The 16,563-nt window shown below is 34.4% G+C and carries 17 protein-coding genes; 4 read left to right on the top strand and 13 right to left on the bottom strand.

The genetic code is table 11. From position 1 onward, the window contains the following. Window positions 1–183: 183 nt before the first annotated feature. On the bottom strand, window positions 184–1,176 hold the full coding sequence (locus ACHRWY_RS10485) for an acyl-ACP desaturase (protein WP_395354385.1): 993 nt from the start codon (window positions 1,174–1,176) through the stop codon (window positions 184–186). A 46-nt stretch (window positions 1,177–1,222) separates the two neighbouring features. Beyond that, on the bottom strand, window positions 1,223–1,969 hold the full coding sequence (locus ACHRWY_RS10480; protein WP_395354383.1) for a lysophospholipid acyltransferase family protein: 747 nt from the start codon (window positions 1,967–1,969) through the stop codon (window positions 1,223–1,225). A gap of 125 nt (window positions 1,970–2,094) precedes the next feature. Between ACHRWY_RS10480 and rnpA the strand changes: the two genes are divergently transcribed. From rnpA to ACHRWY_RS10460, 4 genes are all read left to right on the top strand, one after another. Continuing rightward, the gene (rnpA, locus tag ACHRWY_RS10475; protein WP_395354381.1) at window positions 2,095–2,499 is read left to right on the top strand and encodes a ribonuclease P protein component; all 405 of its coding nucleotides are present in this window, start codon (window positions 2,095–2,097) and stop codon (window positions 2,497–2,499) included. Window positions 2,500–2,592: 93 nt separating this feature from the next. Beyond that, window positions 2,593–3,414, top strand: coding sequence for a DUF4349 domain-containing protein (locus tag ACHRWY_RS10470; protein WP_395354379.1), 822 nt, complete (start codon window positions 2,593–2,595; stop codon window positions 3,412–3,414). 2 nt (window positions 3,415–3,416) lie between these two features. Continuing rightward, window positions 3,417–5,054 carry a S41 family peptidase gene (locus ACHRWY_RS10465; protein WP_395354377.1) on the top strand — a complete coding sequence of 546 codons (1,638 nt, stop codon included), beginning with the start codon at window positions 3,417–3,419 and terminating at the stop codon, window positions 5,052–5,054. Window positions 5,055–5,059: 5 nt separating this feature from the next. Beyond that, entirely contained in the window at window positions 5,060–5,863 is an 804-nt protein-coding gene (locus ACHRWY_RS10460) for an OmpA family protein (protein ID WP_395354375.1), read from the top strand. 2 nt (window positions 5,864–5,865) lie between these two features. On the opposite strand, the gene ACHRWY_RS10455 is transcribed toward ACHRWY_RS10460, so the two are convergent. The 11 genes from ACHRWY_RS10455 to ACHRWY_RS10405 form a co-directional block, all read right to left on the bottom strand. Then, on the bottom strand, window positions 5,866–6,423 hold the full coding sequence (locus ACHRWY_RS10455; protein ID WP_395354373.1) for a TlpA family protein disulfide reductase: 558 nt from the start codon (window positions 6,421–6,423) through the stop codon (window positions 5,866–5,868). 163 nt (window positions 6,424–6,586) lie between these two features. After that, window positions 6,587–7,033 carry a GNAT family N-acetyltransferase gene (locus ACHRWY_RS10450; protein WP_395354372.1) on the bottom strand — a complete coding sequence of 149 codons (447 nt, stop codon included), beginning with the start codon at window positions 7,031–7,033 and terminating at the stop codon, window positions 6,587–6,589. A gap of 44 nt (window positions 7,034–7,077) precedes the next feature. After that, window positions 7,078–8,046, bottom strand: coding sequence for a DUF4837 family protein (locus ACHRWY_RS10445; protein ID WP_395354371.1), 969 nt, complete (start codon window positions 8,044–8,046; stop codon window positions 7,078–7,080). 46 nt (window positions 8,047–8,092) lie between these two features. Beyond that, window positions 8,093–9,931, bottom strand: a complete 1,839-nt coding sequence (locus ACHRWY_RS10440; protein ID WP_395354370.1) for a LysM peptidoglycan-binding domain-containing protein — start codon at window positions 9,929–9,931, stop codon at window positions 8,093–8,095. 110 nt (window positions 9,932–10,041) lie between these two features. After that, window positions 10,042–11,229 (bottom strand): phosphoglycerate kinase, encoded by a 1,188-nt coding sequence (locus ACHRWY_RS10435; protein WP_395354369.1) that lies wholly within the window; start codon window positions 11,227–11,229, stop codon window positions 10,042–10,044. A 262-nt stretch (window positions 11,230–11,491) separates the two neighbouring features. Continuing rightward, entirely contained in the window at window positions 11,492–11,995 is a 504-nt protein-coding gene (locus ACHRWY_RS10430; protein ID WP_395354368.1) for a hypothetical protein, read from the bottom strand. 3 nt (window positions 11,996–11,998) lie between these two features. Next, window positions 11,999–12,700, bottom strand: a complete 702-nt coding sequence (locus ACHRWY_RS10425; RefSeq protein WP_395354366.1) for a hypothetical protein — start codon at window positions 12,698–12,700, stop codon at window positions 11,999–12,001. A gap of 19 nt (window positions 12,701–12,719) precedes the next feature. Next, window positions 12,720–13,457, bottom strand: coding sequence for an intradiol ring-cleavage dioxygenase (locus tag ACHRWY_RS10420; protein ID WP_395354364.1), 738 nt, complete (start codon window positions 13,455–13,457; stop codon window positions 12,720–12,722). A gap of 158 nt (window positions 13,458–13,615) precedes the next feature. Continuing rightward, complete coding sequence (locus ACHRWY_RS10415; protein WP_395354363.1) at window positions 13,616–14,305, bottom strand: LytR/AlgR family response regulator transcription factor; 690 nt, start codon at window positions 14,303–14,305, stop codon at window positions 13,616–13,618. Further along, on the bottom strand, window positions 14,302–15,390 hold the full coding sequence (locus ACHRWY_RS10410; protein WP_395354362.1) for a sensor histidine kinase: 1,089 nt from the start codon (window positions 15,388–15,390) through the stop codon (window positions 14,302–14,304). The genes ACHRWY_RS10415 and ACHRWY_RS10410 overlap by 4 nt, the downstream gene beginning before the upstream one ends. Before the next feature lie 166 nt (window positions 15,391–15,556). Next, a complete protein-coding gene (locus ACHRWY_RS10405; protein WP_395354361.1) occupies window positions 15,557–16,531 on the bottom strand; it encodes a type IX secretion system membrane protein PorP/SprF in 975 nt (324 codons plus the stop codon). Window positions 16,532–16,563 lie beyond the last annotated feature (32 nt).

Raw genomic sequence — 16,563 nt, 5'->3', positions numbered from 1 at the left:
GGTCGGATTAAGCGGATTTACACAAATTGTGTTTAATTTTTTCCTTCTAAAATTATTATTGAATAAAAAATGTTGATTGTCAAAGTTTGAAAACTCTGACAATCAACAATATGTTTTAAATGTCAATATCAAATATCAATTGCAAAAATCAATTTTAAATCTAAAATCTGCAATCTAAAATTTTTACAATCTCGCTGGTTCAACCCATTTAAAGATGTGTGATTCCTGCGGAATTACCAATCTTTCTGAGATTCTCGCCATACGGGCCGGTAATTTCATTAAGTAATCACGTGCTTTTTCAGCTTCATCTGTTAAACCGGACATTTTATCAATTTCCCACTTATCCATTAATTTCTGCATGATATCTACATAATCGCTTGCGGTATAAACCCCAATACGCTGAGCAGAATCAGAAAATTGTTCGAAAGCAGAGCTGATCTTTTGACCTGATTCTCTTAAGAAATGTGCCGGCATAACGATTTTTTGTTTCATCATGTATTGAAACGCCAACATCATTTCGCTAGGATCTACTGCAAAAATACGGGTCACAAACTCGCTATACGCATGGTGATGACGCATTTCGTCACCAGCAATCATTTTACACATTTTAGACAACTTGTTATCACCAAACTTTTTAGCCATCTGAGCTACTCTGTTATGTGATACATACGTTGCTAATTCCTGGAAACTGGTGTATACAAAATTTTTGTATGGATCAGATCCGGTTCCAATATCAAAACCATCGTTGATCAAGTGCTGTGTTGTCATTTCGATTTCACGCATGTTCACACGGCCGGACAAATACAAGTATTTATTAAGCAAATCACCATGACGGTTTTCTTCTCCGGTCCATTGTCTGATCCATTTTGACCAGCCATTTCCACCATTTTCTATCTGATTTATTCCTTCTACATCCATTAACCACGACTCATAAGTAGGCAAAGCTTCCTCGGTGATGGTGTCACCAACAAGCGTTACCCAGAAATCGTATGGTAATTCTTTAGCAATTTCACGTAACTCTTTAACCTCCTCAAAGAAATTTTCTCCTTCAGAATTAGGTAAAAAGTCTGACGGCTGCCAAATTTTCTCCACTGGAATTAAATACTGTTCAACGAAGCTATCCACGTTTTTTTCCAAAAACTGCATTACTTCTAATCTAATGTTTTTTATAGACATTACTTATTTTAAATTTGGGGTTTAAATTTTAGCTTTTACTATTCATTTAAACCTGTTTATACTCGTTTACTCCTTCAACAACTGCCTTTTCGGTCATTGCCATTAACTCGGCAAAATCATAATCTTTTACAGCAAGGGCTTTGTGCGCTGTAAAGGTAAGACGATTTCCTAAACCAACCGGGAAAAAGCCATATTTTACCATTTTCCATGAATTGTTGATACTCACTGGGACTATATACGCAGAAGGTGCATACTTACATAGAATTTTTACACCATTTTGAGCAAATTCTTTAGGTTTTCCTGTTTTACTACGTGTTCCTTCAGGAAAAATAACTGCAGATCTTTTGTATTTTTCAATATATTCAGATAATCCTTTGATCGCCGGAATAGCTTGTTTTGGGTCTTTACGGTCAATTAGCACTGATCCTCCATGTTTCAAATTATAGGATACACTCGGAATTCCGCTACCTAACTCTTTCTTACTTACAAATTTACAATGAAAACGTCTAAAATACCAAATCATTGCGATGATATCGTACATACTTTGGTGATTACAAACAAAAATAATCGGAACTCCTGTTGGAATAGTTTCCCTGTTTTCGATTTTATAGGTTGTTCCCAACAGATTGGTACATCTTAAAAGGGAAAAATTTAAATAATCAACACTTTTTTTATGAGCCTGATAGCCAAAAACATTTAGGCAAATCCACTGTATTGGATGAAATACAAGCAAACACAAACTAAAAATTAGGTAGTATATAGCTGATATAGGATAGGAAATTATTTTTTGCATGCTTAAAAAATTAATGCCCAAAAGTAATAAATAAATTTTTAGCCGTATAAAAATTGAAAACAATAACTGTTTTTATGGTTTAATTGTACCTTTGCCCATAAAATTGCAAATTTTTTCTGAATTAAATGAACTTCACTTACCCCAAAAATGAACGCTTAAAGAGCAAAACGACAATAGGTTTACTGTTTTCTGAAGGGAAATCGGTTTCTAAATATCCGTTGCGTTTGGTTTACCGTCAGGCGGAAGTTGATGCTGAAGAAAAAATAAAAATTGGCGTTTCGGTCTCTAAGAAATACTTCAAAAAAGCCGTTGACCGCAATTACTTCAAACGTGTTTTAAGAGAAACGTACCGACTGAACAAACATTTACTATTAGATCATATTGAGCAACCGTACTCTTTGATGTTTTTTTATCAGACGAAAGACCGGTTATCCTATGAAGAAATTAACACCAAAACGATTCAGTTGTTTGAGAAATTCCTTCAACAGGTAAACAAAACTCCGGATGCTGAAAATAAAACAGAAGCATAATTCTAATGCTGATCGCTATTGGCACAACTTTATTTATCAAATTAGACAAAAAAATATAAAAAAATTGTAGTTTTAACTCTAATTTGAAATTTTATGAGATACATTTTCTTTTTATCTTTAATTTTTTTCAGCCTTATAAGTTGCAGTAATTCTGAACCTGTCAGCAATAATTTAGCGGTTAGTACTGTAAAGCTGGCACCTAAATTCAAATCTGAATCTAATACAGATGATGACAAGGCAGCACCTGCTTCACCTGAGATACCACAGAAAATTATCAAAGAAGCTTCGCTCAGATTTGAAACCAATGATTTAGAAGAAACTTTTCGTCAAATTCAAACTGCTATTGCTACGAATAAAGCAACCGTTCAAAATGATTCTGAAGGAAAAGATTACAGCAGTATTTACAGAAACTTATCCATTCGCGTTCCCAGCCAGAATTTTGATGCTTTTATAAACGCTGTTTCAAAAGGAGTTTCTTATTTTGAACGAAAAGATATTTCATCTCAAGATGTAACGGAACAGTATATTGATCTTGATTCGAGATTAAAAACAAAACGAAAACTTGAAGAACGATATCTTCAAATTCTCCAAAAAGCAACTAAAATAAGTGAGATTCTAGAAATAGAAAAACAAATATCAGCCATTCGTGAAGAAATTGAAGCTAAAGAAGGACAACTAAAGTATTTAGAAAGTCGTGTTTCTGAAAGCACTGTTACAATTGAATTTTACAAAACTATTGCTCAAAAAGAAGGTGTTAAGACCTCTTACGGAACAAAAATATGGATCGCAATCAAATCGGGCTTTTTTAGCCTGTCTGAATTTTTGATCTCCATCCTTAGTGTGTGGCCGTTTATTATCGTATTTTGTGTACTCGCCTATTTTATTAGAAAAAGATTTAAAAGAAAAAAATTATAATCATGTATCCTTATTTCAAAAAGAAATTCATCATACCAACTGTTGCGGCAGGGTTTTTATTTATTGGAACCAGTTTCAAAGACGACTTTTTTGAGATCGCCAAACAAATCGAAATCTTCACCACATTGTTCAAAGCGGTTAATACCAATTATGTAGATGAAACAAATCCCGGTGATTTGATGGACAAAGCCATTAAAAGCATGTTGGGAAGTTTAGATCCGTATACCGTTTACTTTAACGAACAGGATGTAGTCAACTTTAAAATCAACAATACCGGAGAATATACGGGAATTGGCGCTTTAATTTCAAGAAAAAAAGACCGCTTAATTGTTCGTGAACCTTATAAAAATTATCCTGCTGATAAAGCCGGGCTAAAAGCGGGCGACGAAATTATTCAGATTGGGGATGTTTTGATCGCTGATTTTAAAGATGATGCTTCACAATTATTGAAAGGAACAAAAAACACTAAAATAACAATCAAATACATTCGTCAGGGAAAAACGTTTACTACCGAACTGGTTCTGGATGAAGTTGATATTAAATCGGTTCCCTTCTTTGGAAAAATCGATGATAAAACGGGCTATATTGTTTTGGCGCATTTTAGCCGTAAAGCATCCAATGAAGTAAAAGAGGCGTTGGAAAAACTTAAAGCTGACGGTGCAAAACAGATTATACTTGATTTGAGAGGAAATCCCGGTGGTCTACTAAACGAAGCCATTGATATTTGCAATTTATTTGTTCCCAAGAATGAAGTAATTGTAACTACAAAATCAAGAATAGAAAAACACAACAATACCTATAAAACCACTAAAGATCCTGTTGACACAGAAATTCCCTTGGCTATTTTGGTAAACGGAAGAAGTGCATCAGCATCTGAAATTGTATCGGGCGCTTTGCAGGATTTAGACCGTGCTGTGATTTTGGGAAGCCGCAGTTTTGGAAAAGGTTTGGTGCAACGTTCTGTTGATCTGACTTACGGAACTCAGCTTAAAGTGACTATTTCCCGTTATTACACACCGTCCGGTCGTTGTATTCAGGCTTTAGATTATGCACATAAAGATAAAAATGGTGTGGCTCAAAGAACGGATGCCAAAAACTTTAATGCTTTTAAAACCCGAAAAGGAAGAACGGTCTATGATGGTGGAGGTGTTTTGCCGGATATCGAATTAGACGAAGCCAAAATGAGCCCAATTACCACTGCTTTATTAAAAAATGACGGTATTTTTGATTATGCTACGACTTATTACTACAAGAATCCGGGTTTAGGCGATAAAATCCCAACGATCTCTGATGCTGATTATACAAGTTTCAAACAGTACTTAAAAACCAATAAAATTAATTTTGATACTGAAACGGAAGTAGCCCTGAAAAATACGCTGGCTGCAGCCAAAAACGAAAAAATCGATGAAACAATTGCACCGGAATATCAACAACTACTGGCTGCCCTTGAAAAAAGTGAAACTACGTTACTGGATAAAAACCAAAAAGAAATCCGAAACCTGATTCAGGAAGAACTGATTAAAAGATATCAGTATCAGGAAGGTTTATATCAGTATTACATTAAAAACAATTCAGAAATTAAGAAAGCGGTAAGCGTTTTAAATAATCAAACTGAGTATAAAACGATTTTAAAAATGTAAACAAAATGAAACTTTGTAGGGCCTTATTTCTGTTTATTATTTACAATATATCGGCACAGCAAAAAAGCATTGAAACTATTTATTTCGAATTTGACAAATTCGATCTTACACCAAAACAAACCGAAATTGTAACTCATTTTATTAAGTGTATTGACAGCTCTAAAGTAGAGTCTGTACAAATTTATGGTTACTGCGATGATCGCGGAACTGACGACTACAACTTTCGTTTGTCTAATAATCGTGCCAATACGATTCAGGATTTATTGGTTTCGGCAGGGTTTAACCAGAGTAAAATTGTCATTTTAGAAGGTAAAGGCCGTGTTATAGTTCGAACTGACACGGTTGAAAATTTACCTGAAACACGTTCTAAAAATCGGCGGGTCGATTTAATTGCGGTTAAGAAAAATAGTTTCGGAAACGGAATCCACAATTCGTTTACCAACAAAGTAAAAGTAGGCGATAAGATATTCTTGGACAACATTCTTTTTGATATTGGAAGTGCCAGACTTACCTGGGCTTCTAAAAAAGAATTAGATAAAATCGCCGCTATTTTACAGCATCAAAAAAATGTAACGTTTGAGATAAGGGGCCACGTTTGCTGTACCCCTGAAATATACAGCGACGGAATTGACAAAGACACCAAAGAAAGAAGGCTTTCCTGGAACCGCGCCAAAACCGTTTTTTATTATCTGAATTCTAAAAAAATCTCGAAAAACCGAATGTCCTATCAGGGTTGCGGCAATAAATATCCCCTCGGAAAAGGTGATAATCTTGATCGTCGTGTCGAGTTTTTGATTACTAAACTATAATCCTACTTAAAAGTGGGGGCAGAAGGCCTGTTTGAAGGCGTATTATCCGATTCTGCAATTTCCTTCCCTTCCAGAAATTTATTTACTACTCCATCATTTAACAACCAAGGCTGACCAATCCATCGTAAAATTCCCTGATTGTCAATTAAAAAAGTTTTTGGTATTGAATAATCTCCATTTTCATTATCAACAACAAAATCATTCAATGCTTTTTTTGTCTGATCGCTCACTACAATGGAGTTAAACTTGACTTTTTCCAGCGTTTTTTTAGTTTTCTCAGGCGATTCATCGGTAATCGAAATAAAAAGAAAGTCTTTTTTGTCTTTAAATCTTTCCTGCATTTTATTTAAATTAGGAACTTCTTCCAGGCATGTAGTACACCAGGTCGCCCAAAATTCAAGTAAAATGTATTTATTTTCTAGATTTTTATCCTTTGGAACATTTTTCAGATAATCGGTTATATTTAAAGCGGGAACCTTATCTCCCACTTTCAATTTTAATTGGCTGAAACTTTGAAACGATGACATTAGAGCAAAAGAGAATAAAAGAAATTTTTTCATACGTTGTTTTTTATTCTAAAATTAGACAAAAATGTAATTCAAAACGGCATTAAACAAAAAAACCTCCAGATGCCGTAAATAGCAAATAAAGGTTTAAACTCTTTAAAAATCAAATTTCAACAACTATAGAATTAGGAATGTTGATGTGTTTTTGTATTGTTACTTAACTACGAATCATCTCGATATGCGGAATATCGTCTTCCAAATACATTTCGCTGGTTTGAACAAATCCGTGGCTTTCGTAGAATTTCTTTAAGTACAGCTGTGCACCAATAGTGATTTTATCTTTATTGAAATTAGATTTTATTGCAGCAATAGCTTCGCGCATTAAATCGTGCCCCCATTTTCTATCGCGATAATTAGCGTCAACAACCACTCTGCCTATTGAAGCATTATCAAAACTAATTCCGGCATCAAACAAACGTACATAAGCAACTGTTTTACCATCATATTCCCCAATGAGGTGCAATGCTTTCTTATCTTTTCCATCAAGATCTAAATAAACGCAATTTTGCTCGACTACAAAGATCTCACTTCTTAGTTTGAGTAAATCATATAACTCATGAACCGTTAGTGTCTCAAACGGCTTTATTTTCCATTTTAATCCCATTGTGTTTTATTCTCTGTTTTTTTGCTAATTTATATTGAAAAAGATTATCGTTTATCAATTTTAACTGATTTTATGATGGCTTCTAAATCGAACATTAAATCTCTTTCCTGATTGGAGGGTGAATAACAAAATCCTTCAATAACCAGTATTCTGTTGTACATTTTGTCTACAATGGCGTAGTTGATAAATGGTCCTGCCATAAAATCATTTTTTAGTTCCCATGTTCCTTTGGTTTCATAGGCTTTTTTTCCGTCTAAAGTAATCGTCGAAAAATAAGGCGCGTACGCTTCGCCTGTAATCATTTTGGTATTGGGTTCACGCCCTTTTATATAACTACCAACAGAATCTCGCATTTTAATAATATTGCCTATAATGTTAGCACTCTTTTTAAAACTGCGTATGGGAATTTGATAAATTAATAAGCTGGTGTTGCCGCTTATGATATCTTTTTTAAGCCAGATAAAATTCTTTTTGTGCAACATGTATTCATATCCTGTCGGAATCTGTAAATCGATATGAAATTTGTTTTTTATAACGGTGGGATTCAATAAGGATTTGCTGTTGTCTTCCTGAACTTTTTCAATTTCGGCATCACGGATAATCTTAATAATCTGTGCTGAATTTAGTTCGATACTGCAAATAATATCATCTACTGATTTTCCGTAAATACGAAAGGTGTTGTGTGGTAATGATTTGCTGTGGGTAATTTCGAATTTATCTGTAGCCGCTTTTTTTACGACAATAATGCTTCGGCTATCTGTAACAAAGCCTTCAAGCAAACGTGCGGGATATTGATTTATGGTAAAGAGCGGCTCTTCCTGGGTAAGGCCTAAAACGGGTGAGGCAAATTTATTCCGGATGCTGTCCCCTACTTCGCCATACCACAACTGATCGTCTATAATAATCGAAATAGAGTTTGTCTTACCGGATACGGGTTGCTGTTGCTTTTCGTTTTTTAAACACGAAATGAGCAAGAACGGAATTAACAGCAATAAAAAATGGGTTTTATTCATTCTCTTAAGTTATGAAATAAAACCCAAATTTAAATAAGATTTTTTATTATCCGTTTATTTTAAGCTTCATTCCGGGTTTAATTTCTCCGTCTTTAATGTTATTCCATTTTTTAATATCTGAAATGGTTACTCCCGGATATTTTTTAGAAATACTATACAACGAATCTCCTTTTTTAACGTAATAATCTTCTCCAAGGTCTTTTGTAGATGTCGCTTTTTTCCTGAATGAATCAATCGAAGAGTTTGAAGCTATTGCTGTTGTTACAGCATTTTCATCCACAATTTCAGGAACTGCTTTAGCTACTACTAAAGTTTTTCCTAAACCAATATTATTTGAAGTTAGGTTATTAAGTTCTTTCAGGTCAGCAATAGTCGTACCGAATTTTTTTGCAATACTTCCTAAATTATCTCCGGCTGCCACCACATATTCTTGTGATTGTGTATTGTTTTTATCTTTATCATCAACAGCTGCAATTGCTTCTTCTGATTTTTTCTCTACCGCGATAGTTGTTTTACTATCTTTTGTGCTTTTAGCAAGCGGATCAAAATCTGATTTAATTTTCAGGCTTCTACCCAGTGCTACAGCATTTGTTTTAAGGTTATTCCATTTTTTCAAATCGATAACATTTACATTGTACTTTGCAGCAATGGCTCCCAGGTTATCTCCTTTTTGAACTTTATACCACTTCAGATCGGTATCGATTGTTTTCTCCAGTTTTGCTTTTGCCCTTGGTGTAACTTTCAAGGCCAGTTTTGCAGGCAGCGTTTTAATTTGCGATTGATACGCTACGTAGTTATAAATTTTATCTTCGTTTGAAACAAAAGTGGCAATTTTATCTTTTGGTAAACGCAGGAAGTGAGGTTCTCCTTTATAAACCGGTACCACATTTAATTTATACGAAGGATTTAAAAGTTGTATCTGAGATTGTGGCATGTCCAGCAAGTCTGCAAGCTGTTTGAATGACATTTCGTTTTTTATCTGAACGGTATCTGTTTCAAAGTTTTTAACTACGGCTCTTTCCGGATTGATTCCGTGTTCTTTATGATATTCAAAAAGATACATGGTGGCTAAAAAAGCAGGAACATAACCTTGTGTTTCTTTTGGTAAATGGTTACGAATGTCCCAGTAACTGGTTTTTCCGCCAGAACGACGAATGGCTTTGGTCACGTTTCCGGGTCCTGAATTGTATGAAGCTAAAACAAGCTCCCAGTCACCAAAAACACTGAACATTTTTGTCATGTATTCTGATGCTGCTGCTGTAGCTTTTAGAGGATCGCTACGCTCATCTATATACGAGTCTATTTTTAATGCGTATTGTTTACCGGTACCATACATGAATTGCCAAAGTCCGGTGGCGCCCATTTTAGAAACTGCTTTAGGATTTAAAGCAGATTCTACAACGGCTAAATATTTAATTTCTAACGGAACGTTTTGTTTGGCAAAGGCGTCCTCAAAAATTGGAAAGTAATATTCTGATAATGCCATTAGTCTTGAGAACGATTTTTTACGATTCTTAAGAAATGACTTTATTATATTTTCTAAACCCTGATTGTATTCAATATTAAAAGGCGATTTCTCATTCATGGCCTGAAGACGCTGTTTTAGCAAGTCTGTTGGCAGTTCTTGATCAACTGTAACATCTGTGTTGATGGTTTGAATGTCTTTGGTCAGGTCATCGTAAATATCCAGACTGGTTAATTCGTTCATCCAAAGGCTATCGACGCGGGTAGCGACAACATCTTTCTTAAAAGAATTTTTAACAGAATCTAAATACGATATCTTTACAAGTGGCTTAATTTCAACATCTGCTTTTGCAACATCCTGTGCAAACATTGATATGGAAAAAAAAGCTGAAACGACTATTGATATTTTTTTTACAATCATATAACATTTTTTTAAAATTCTATAATTCAAACAATTACAGAAACCTTACTTTTGCAAACTTAAGCAGATTACCCAGTAAAAATATGTAAAAAAATGTTAATTGTGATATTTTAGTCTAAAATCGCAGCGATTCCAGGCAAAACTTTTCCTTCTAACATTTCAAGCATTGCCCCGCCACCAGTAGAAACATAGCTCATTTTGTCTTCGAATCCGAATTGTTTTACAGCAGCAACAGAATCTCCTCCGCCAACTAGTGAAAATGCACCATTTTCTGTAGCTTCGGCAATATAATCACCTAAAGCGATCGTACCTTTTGCAAAAGATTCCATTTCAAAAACACCTAATGGACCGTTCCATAAAATAGTTTTGGACTCTAAAATTACTTTTTTGAAGTTTTCTAAAGATTTAGGACCTGCATCAAGACCTTGCCATCCGTCTGGAATTTCTCTTACGTCTACCACTTGCGTATTGGCTGTATTGGAGAAATCATCTGCAGCAATTACATCAACCGGAATATGAATCTGAACTCCTTTTTCTTTGGCTAACCTTAAAATTTCAAGTGCTAATTCCTGTTTGTCATCTTCACAAATAGATTCTCCAATTTTACCACCTTGTGCTTTAATGAATGTAAAAGTCATCCCGCCGCCAATGATCATGTGATCTACTTTGTCTAAGATATTTTCGATAACCGTGATTTTAGAGGAAACTTTAGATCCTCCAAGAACTGCTGTTACGGGTTTTTCGCTGTTTTTAAGTACTTTATTTAAACTTTCAATTTCTTTGGCCAACAAAGTTCCAAAACATTTTTCTGTTGGGAAAAATTGCGCAATAATAGTTGTTGAAGCATGCGCTCTGTGAGCTGTACCAAATGCATCATTTACATAGATGTCTCCTAATGAAGCCAATTCTTTTGCAAAAGCCACATCTCCGGCTTCTTCTTCAGCATGAAAACGTAAATTTTCAAGCAATAAAACTTCTCCCGGCTGTAGGTTTTTAGCAGCTGTCTGAGCCACTTCTCCCACACAATTTTCAGCAAATTTTACCTCAACGCCTAAAATTTCAGAAGCTGTTTTTAAAATATGCTTTAATGAATATTTTTCTTCAACTCCTTTTGGTCTTCCTAAGTGCGACATTAAAATTACACTTCCGCCTTGTGCTAAAATAGCATCAATAGTTGGTTTTGCAGCTTCGATACGGGTAGCATCAGTTACATTAAAATTCTCATCTAATGGCACATTGAAGTCCACACGGATAATTGCTTTTTTATTTTTAAAATCGAAATCTTTTAAAGTCTTCATCTTGATATTTTTTTAATTTTTCGGATAGAAAAACAAATATAGAACTTTTAAGGTTGTTATAAATTTGAATAAACTAAAAAATCGATAATTAAAACAACGAAAACGTTATAATTTCACAAATAAAATGGTTTATTAAATATTAAACACAATTTTAGATCTTAATTTAACAGTCTGTTCATTATAAAAAAACCTTTTCTGCCAACACAAAGACAGAAAAGGTACAAATGAAATGTCTAATTTTTGTTTTTGGAGAGACTGCTTACTATTCTTTTTGAAGGTAACAAACAGACAAGTTTTTCCGGACAGGAAACATTATCGTTTCGTATTCATTTACGGACTCGGTATTTTTCGAAACCAAATAATTTCCTTCGACAATTCCAAAATAGGTTAGTAATGGTGAATAAAACGTAATTCCAATTTTGTGTTTTGTAATATCTGTTATATCTGTATTTAAAATATCCAGCTGATAATTGAGAAACGGAAAATAATTATTACCCAAAACATCCGAAACCCGGTGAAAATTACCTTTTAACTGGTCAACGTAACCGCTTGCGGCAATTCCGGTTAAAAAGTGCAGCTGTTCTGCCTTTTCATTTTCAGCCAGAAGTTCCCTGAATGTGTTTTTAGGATTTTGACCTGAATTAAACTGCTGACTTTGCATCTGATATTCTTTGAAGGTATCTTCAAAAACATATTTGTCCCATAAAAAAGTGGAAGAACTATCAATAATTACGCGATAGGCTAATTTAATTTTTGAAATTTCCATGGTTTAAGTATTAGGTTTTAACGGAACTTCCATAACCAGTAAAACAGCATTTTCTGACAAGGCTTCCCATTCGATAGTGCCGGTTTTTTTTAAACTTAAACCATCTTTAGCTTCTAAAAGTCTGTTTTCGACTTCGAAGGCACCATGAACTACGAAAACAAAAATGCCATTATTTTGGTTTTTCAAAGAATAAATACCTTCCTTTCTTCCTTCGTAAATTCCGACAAATCCAATTGCCTGCTCAATTTCGAATAATGGGCTGAGTTTATTTTTAATCCCTAAATCAATAACATATTGCTGAAAATAGTTTTTAAAATACTGTTTTCCCATTTGAAAATTAATTTCGAGATAACTTACATTTTCATTTTCGTATGGATTAAAAACTTCTATTGACAAATCATCGTCTGCGGCCAGAACCCGAATTTGTTCTACGCGCAAAAACTCTTCGTTGCCTATATTGTCCTTATAATCAATACCGCCAAATAAAGGCAGAATGATTACATTAGTTTTGGAATTTATAATTCGGGTTATACTTTGTTGGGGGGCAAGTATTATTTCATTTAAAACCTGCAGGGATCCAAATGCGTTTCTGGACAAATCCTGGTAATTTTCAAAATTAAAAGTAGCAAAACAATTATGCTTTTTTGAATTGAAAAACCCTCTTGAATCTGATTTATAAATCTGAGCCGGAATTTGAGCTATCATGATCTTTTATTTTTAAAACCTAACCTGCCACGTTTATGGTATGTGTTAAAACATAACCTTCGCTGACACTGCCTGAAAGGGACGCCAGTTCATTTGCAACTGAATCTGAAAATACATTATCAGAAGCATTATAAGTATATCCGGACAAACCTTTAGTATAGCCGTTTGCGGTCGATGCATTTACTAAGGCAACAGCACTGTTTGAACCTTCGGGAAAGGCAATTTGTGTTACCAGTAATGAAGTTCCGCTTGCATTGTAAATATGAACATGGATATGTGTTGCCCTTCCGGAATACCATCCCGGGAATATCGAGGTAAAAGTCACTAAACCATTATCATCTGTAGTTTGTCTTCCGCGTAAAAAATGAACAGAGGTATAATTTACAGACTGCATCGAAGTTCCGCCGTATTCAGAATAATAACCATCTTTATCGCAGTGCCAGATGTCGACAATAGCACCTTTTAAAGCGGCACAGCTTGCTTTTGTGTTTTTGATGGTAATTTTAATGGTAAACCCAACTCCGGTCCTGTCCATAACAATGTTTGATTTTACCAAAGAAGACGGTGTAATAGTCGGAAACGGACCAGCTGTTTCTGATGGTGTAACGCTGCAGTCTCCGGAAGAACCTGAACCGGAATCTGTATCGGTTGAAGTATCTGAGGAATCATTGTCTTTACTACAGGAGTTCATAATTGGAATTGCCAAAGAAGTAATTCCCATTAAACCCAAACCTCTTAAAAACTCTTTTCTTTTCATCGCTTTATAATTTAAATGTTATTTCAATTAAATGATTAATAGCTATTTTTGAGTAAAATTATTGGATATTACAGCGATGGAAAAAGTTTGAGGTAAACGATAAAAATAATGAGGTGAACGAGGACAAAAATAATATTTGTAGTAAAAATACTAAATAACTATTTTTGGTCTAAAAGAGCAAAAAAAGCTTCTTCATAACTAACACTAATGGGGATTTCGGCTTGTTCGATATGAATGATTTTGTTTTTAATTCTCTCTATCCTGGAGATTGGGATTATAAAGGAGCGATGAACCCGAACGAATTCTGTTTCGGGTAATTTTTGAAGAATCGATTTGAGTGTCATTCTGGCAACGACGGTTTTTTGATTTTGGATATGAATTTTCAGATAATCATCTAAACCTTCAATATATAAAATATCTGAAAACAGAATCCTGATCAAACTATAATCGGCGCGAATAAAAAGATGCTGTTGTTCAATGTTTTGATTTTGCAATTTCCATTGCGAATGTGCTTTTTCGACTGCCTGCTGAAAACGGGTTAGTGAAATAGGTTTTAAAAGATAATCTGTTGCACTTAGGGTAAAACCCTCAACAGCAAATTCAGAATAAGCCGTTGTAAAAATAACCATTGTTTTATGAGGCAATTTTTTATAAAAATCCAAGCCGGAAATAGACGGCATATTGATGTCTAAAAACAGTAAATCGACCGGATATTTCTTTAAATATTTAAAAGCCTCTTCTGATTTCGTGAAGGTTTTATTTAGTTCGACGTATTCAATTGTATCACACAAACTCTGAAGAATCTCCAGTGCCAATGGCTCATCATCTAATGCAATTGCTTTAATCATGCTATTTTTATGGCTAGGTTAACGATGTACTTTTCTTCTGAATCTTCAATTTTAAGCTGATGTCTGTTTGGATATACTAACGATAATCTTTCAATTGTATTTTGCAATCCTATACCACTATCAGACTGCACTGAAAATGTTTTTTTATTAGAAACGAATAAAGTTAGCATTTCCTGATCAATATCTATATAAACGCAAATTTCAGAGGTCTGATCCGGATTTACACCATATTTAAAAGCATTTTCGATAAACGAAATTAAAATAAGAGGTGTAATTGCTTTTCCGAAAGCATTTCCGCTTACTTTATAATCGACTTTTACAGTGTTCCCTAAACGTGTTTTTTGAAGCGAAATAAAATTACTGATATAATTGATTTCTTTATTTAAATCGATCACATCATCATTAGAATTGGTCATTATATAGCGCATCAATTCTGAAAGCTGAACGACTGCATCCGGCGTTTTATCGTCTTTTTTTAAGGCGAGAGCATAAATGCTGTTCAGGGTATTAAATAAAAAATGTGGATTAATTTGTGCTTTTAGAAAAGCTAATTCCGATTTTACTTTTTCTTTCTCTACACTTTGCAACCTGCCTGAAATAGCAAAGAGTAAACTCGAAATAACGCCCACTAAATAAACCAGAGCCGTGTGTCCGTATTGTGTTGGCGGACCACCATTAAACTCAAAAGGCATCCTTTCATTCCCTGGCGGAGGCCTAAACCCCCCCGGCAAATGTTTAGGATGATCTAAAAAAGGCTGAGCATGATTTCTAAAATCCAGAAAATTATTATTGGGGTGATCCAAAACAGTGGATATCCAGAGAAAAAACAGGAGAAAACCAATGATGATGATGTAATACAAAAGCTTTCTGTCTTTAAAATAGAACTTAGCTATCAGGTAATAATAGTTAAAATAGAAAAAACAAAGGAGTGTAAAGTAGATGAAAAAGTAGATGCGATCATGTGCATTGGTATACAAATGAGGCAATGAAAAAGCATTATTTGTCGATGTAAAGGCATACGGCAAAAATAAAAAAGCGAGACACAGCACTATATGTTTCGCGTAGAGTGAAAATTTTTCTTTCATAAAAAAAAATTGGCTAATGTTATTTTGCCGAAACAAAATGACATTAGCCAAATTTACTCTTATTGTGTCTTTATTTCAAATTATTGCGGTAAAAACACCTAATCCTGCGACGTGTTTATAATAATGGCTTATTTACCTTTAAAAACACCTATAATTTATTTCCTGATTAGTCGTGAACCGGACTTTGCGTACAAGGACAGTTACTGATAGATTGTAAGAAATCGAAACCAATAGTTATGGAGTGTGTTCCTGTATTATAACTTCCAAGCTGGTTAAACATGACCTGATAGGAATATCCGAAATAGAATTTAGATTTCATGAAACCAACCATTGGCCCAACCGATAATGGTTTTGGAAACTGGTCGTTTAAGAAACGGTATGAAACTCCTATCCAATAGTAATCTTCGTAACGGTTGTAACGTCTGTATTTGAAGTTAAAGTCGGTTGTGGAACGTTTATCACTGGCAAAATACTGGTAGTAAACAGATGGTTCATATTCGATACGGCTGTTTTCTCCGTCTTTAAAAACAAAACCTGAATAGATCTGATAGTTTGAAAGTAATGAAGGCTCAACTCCTCTGTATTTATCGGTATTTTTCTTTAATACGTTATTAGCATTAAAACTTACATAAAAACCTTTATTACGGTACAATGCACTAACATCAAAATTGCTGTTTGCTGTATAACGATTGTCTGTAACGGCAGGATCTAAAATAGGATGTTCGATCGTATTGTTGAACTCGTCAATATCAATACGAAAACTATTGAAGTTATAGGAAAGTCCGAATGATAAATATTGCTTCGAATAATAATCTAAAATGATGTGGTGTGCAAACGAAACTTTGGCTCCGGTCTGACGTGTATAACCATTTTTGTCATTATAAACATTGATACCTACTCCGGATCGGTCTAAAACCCTAAAATCGGCATAAAGCGATTGGTTATCGGGAGCATCTTTAATTCCAACCCATTGTGTAAGTCCGTTGGCTCTAATTCTAAGGTTATCACCAATACCGGCAAAAGCAGGTGAAATAACAAAAGGATTGTCCGCTAAATATTGCGTAAAAACCGGTAGGTTTAACTCTTGGCTGTAACTTGTTGTTACAGCCATGAGTACTAAAGATAAAATAAACTTTTTCATTGTAATAATTTTTTTAGATAACATCATTAGGG

It is taken from the genome of Flavobacterium sp. FlaQc-48, assembly GCF_044007335.1.
Lineage (GTDB): Bacteria > Bacteroidota > Bacteroidia > Flavobacteriales > Flavobacteriaceae > Flavobacterium.
The sequence above is the reverse complement of the archived record's forward strand: the minus strand, read 5'-3'. Positions and strand labels throughout refer to the sequence as shown.

Coding starts and splice junctions, on each gene's coding strand:
- ACHRWY_RS10465 (WP_395354377.1), top strand. CDS start 3,417: ATGTATCCTTATTTCAAAAAGAAATTCATCATACCAACTGTTGCGGCA.
- ACHRWY_RS10435 (WP_395354369.1), bottom strand. CDS start 11,229: ATGAAGACTTTAAAAGATTTCGATTTTAAAAATAAAAAAGCAATTATC.
- ACHRWY_RS10415 (WP_395354363.1), bottom strand. CDS start 14,305: ATGATTAAAGCAATTGCATTAGATGATGAGCCATTGGCACTGGAGATT.
- ACHRWY_RS10470 (WP_395354379.1), top strand. CDS start 2,593: ATGAGATACATTTTCTTTTTATCTTTAATTTTTTTCAGCCTTATAAGT.
- ACHRWY_RS10410 (WP_395354362.1), bottom strand. CDS start 15,390: ATGAAAGAAAAATTTTCACTCTACGCGAAACATATAGTGCTGTGTCTC.
- ACHRWY_RS10405 (WP_395354361.1), bottom strand. CDS start 16,531: ATGAAAAAGTTTATTTTATCTTTAGTACTCATGGCTGTAACAACAAGT.
- rnpA (WP_395354381.1), top strand. CDS start 2,095: ATGAACTTCACTTACCCCAAAAATGAACGCTTAAAGAGCAAAACGACA.
- ACHRWY_RS10460 (WP_395354375.1), top strand. CDS start 5,060: ATGAAACTTTGTAGGGCCTTATTTCTGTTTATTATTTACAATATATCG.
- ACHRWY_RS10430 (WP_395354368.1), bottom strand. CDS start 11,995: ATGGAAATTTCAAAAATTAAATTAGCCTATCGCGTAATTATTGATAGT.
- ACHRWY_RS10450 (WP_395354372.1), bottom strand. CDS start 7,033: ATGGGATTAAAATGGAAAATAAAGCCGTTTGAGACACTAACGGTTCAT.
- ACHRWY_RS10425 (WP_395354366.1), bottom strand. CDS start 12,700: ATGATAGCTCAAATTCCGGCTCAGATTTATAAATCAGATTCAAGAGGG.
- ACHRWY_RS10455 (WP_395354373.1), bottom strand. CDS start 6,423: ATGAAAAAATTTCTTTTATTCTCTTTTGCTCTAATGTCATCGTTTCAA.
- ACHRWY_RS10445 (WP_395354371.1), bottom strand. CDS start 8,046: ATGAATAAAACCCATTTTTTATTGCTGTTAATTCCGTTCTTGCTCATT.
- ACHRWY_RS10480 (WP_395354383.1), bottom strand. CDS start 1,969: ATGCAAAAAATAATTTCCTATCCTATATCAGCTATATACTACCTAATT.
- ACHRWY_RS10440 (WP_395354370.1), bottom strand. CDS start 9,931: ATGATTGTAAAAAAAATATCAATAGTCGTTTCAGCTTTTTTTTCCATA.
- ACHRWY_RS10485 (WP_395354385.1), bottom strand. CDS start 1,176: ATGTCTATAAAAAACATTAGATTAGAAGTAATGCAGTTTTTGGAAAAA.
- ACHRWY_RS10420 (WP_395354364.1), bottom strand. CDS start 13,457: ATGAAAAGAAAAGAGTTTTTAAGAGGTTTGGGTTTAATGGGAATTACT.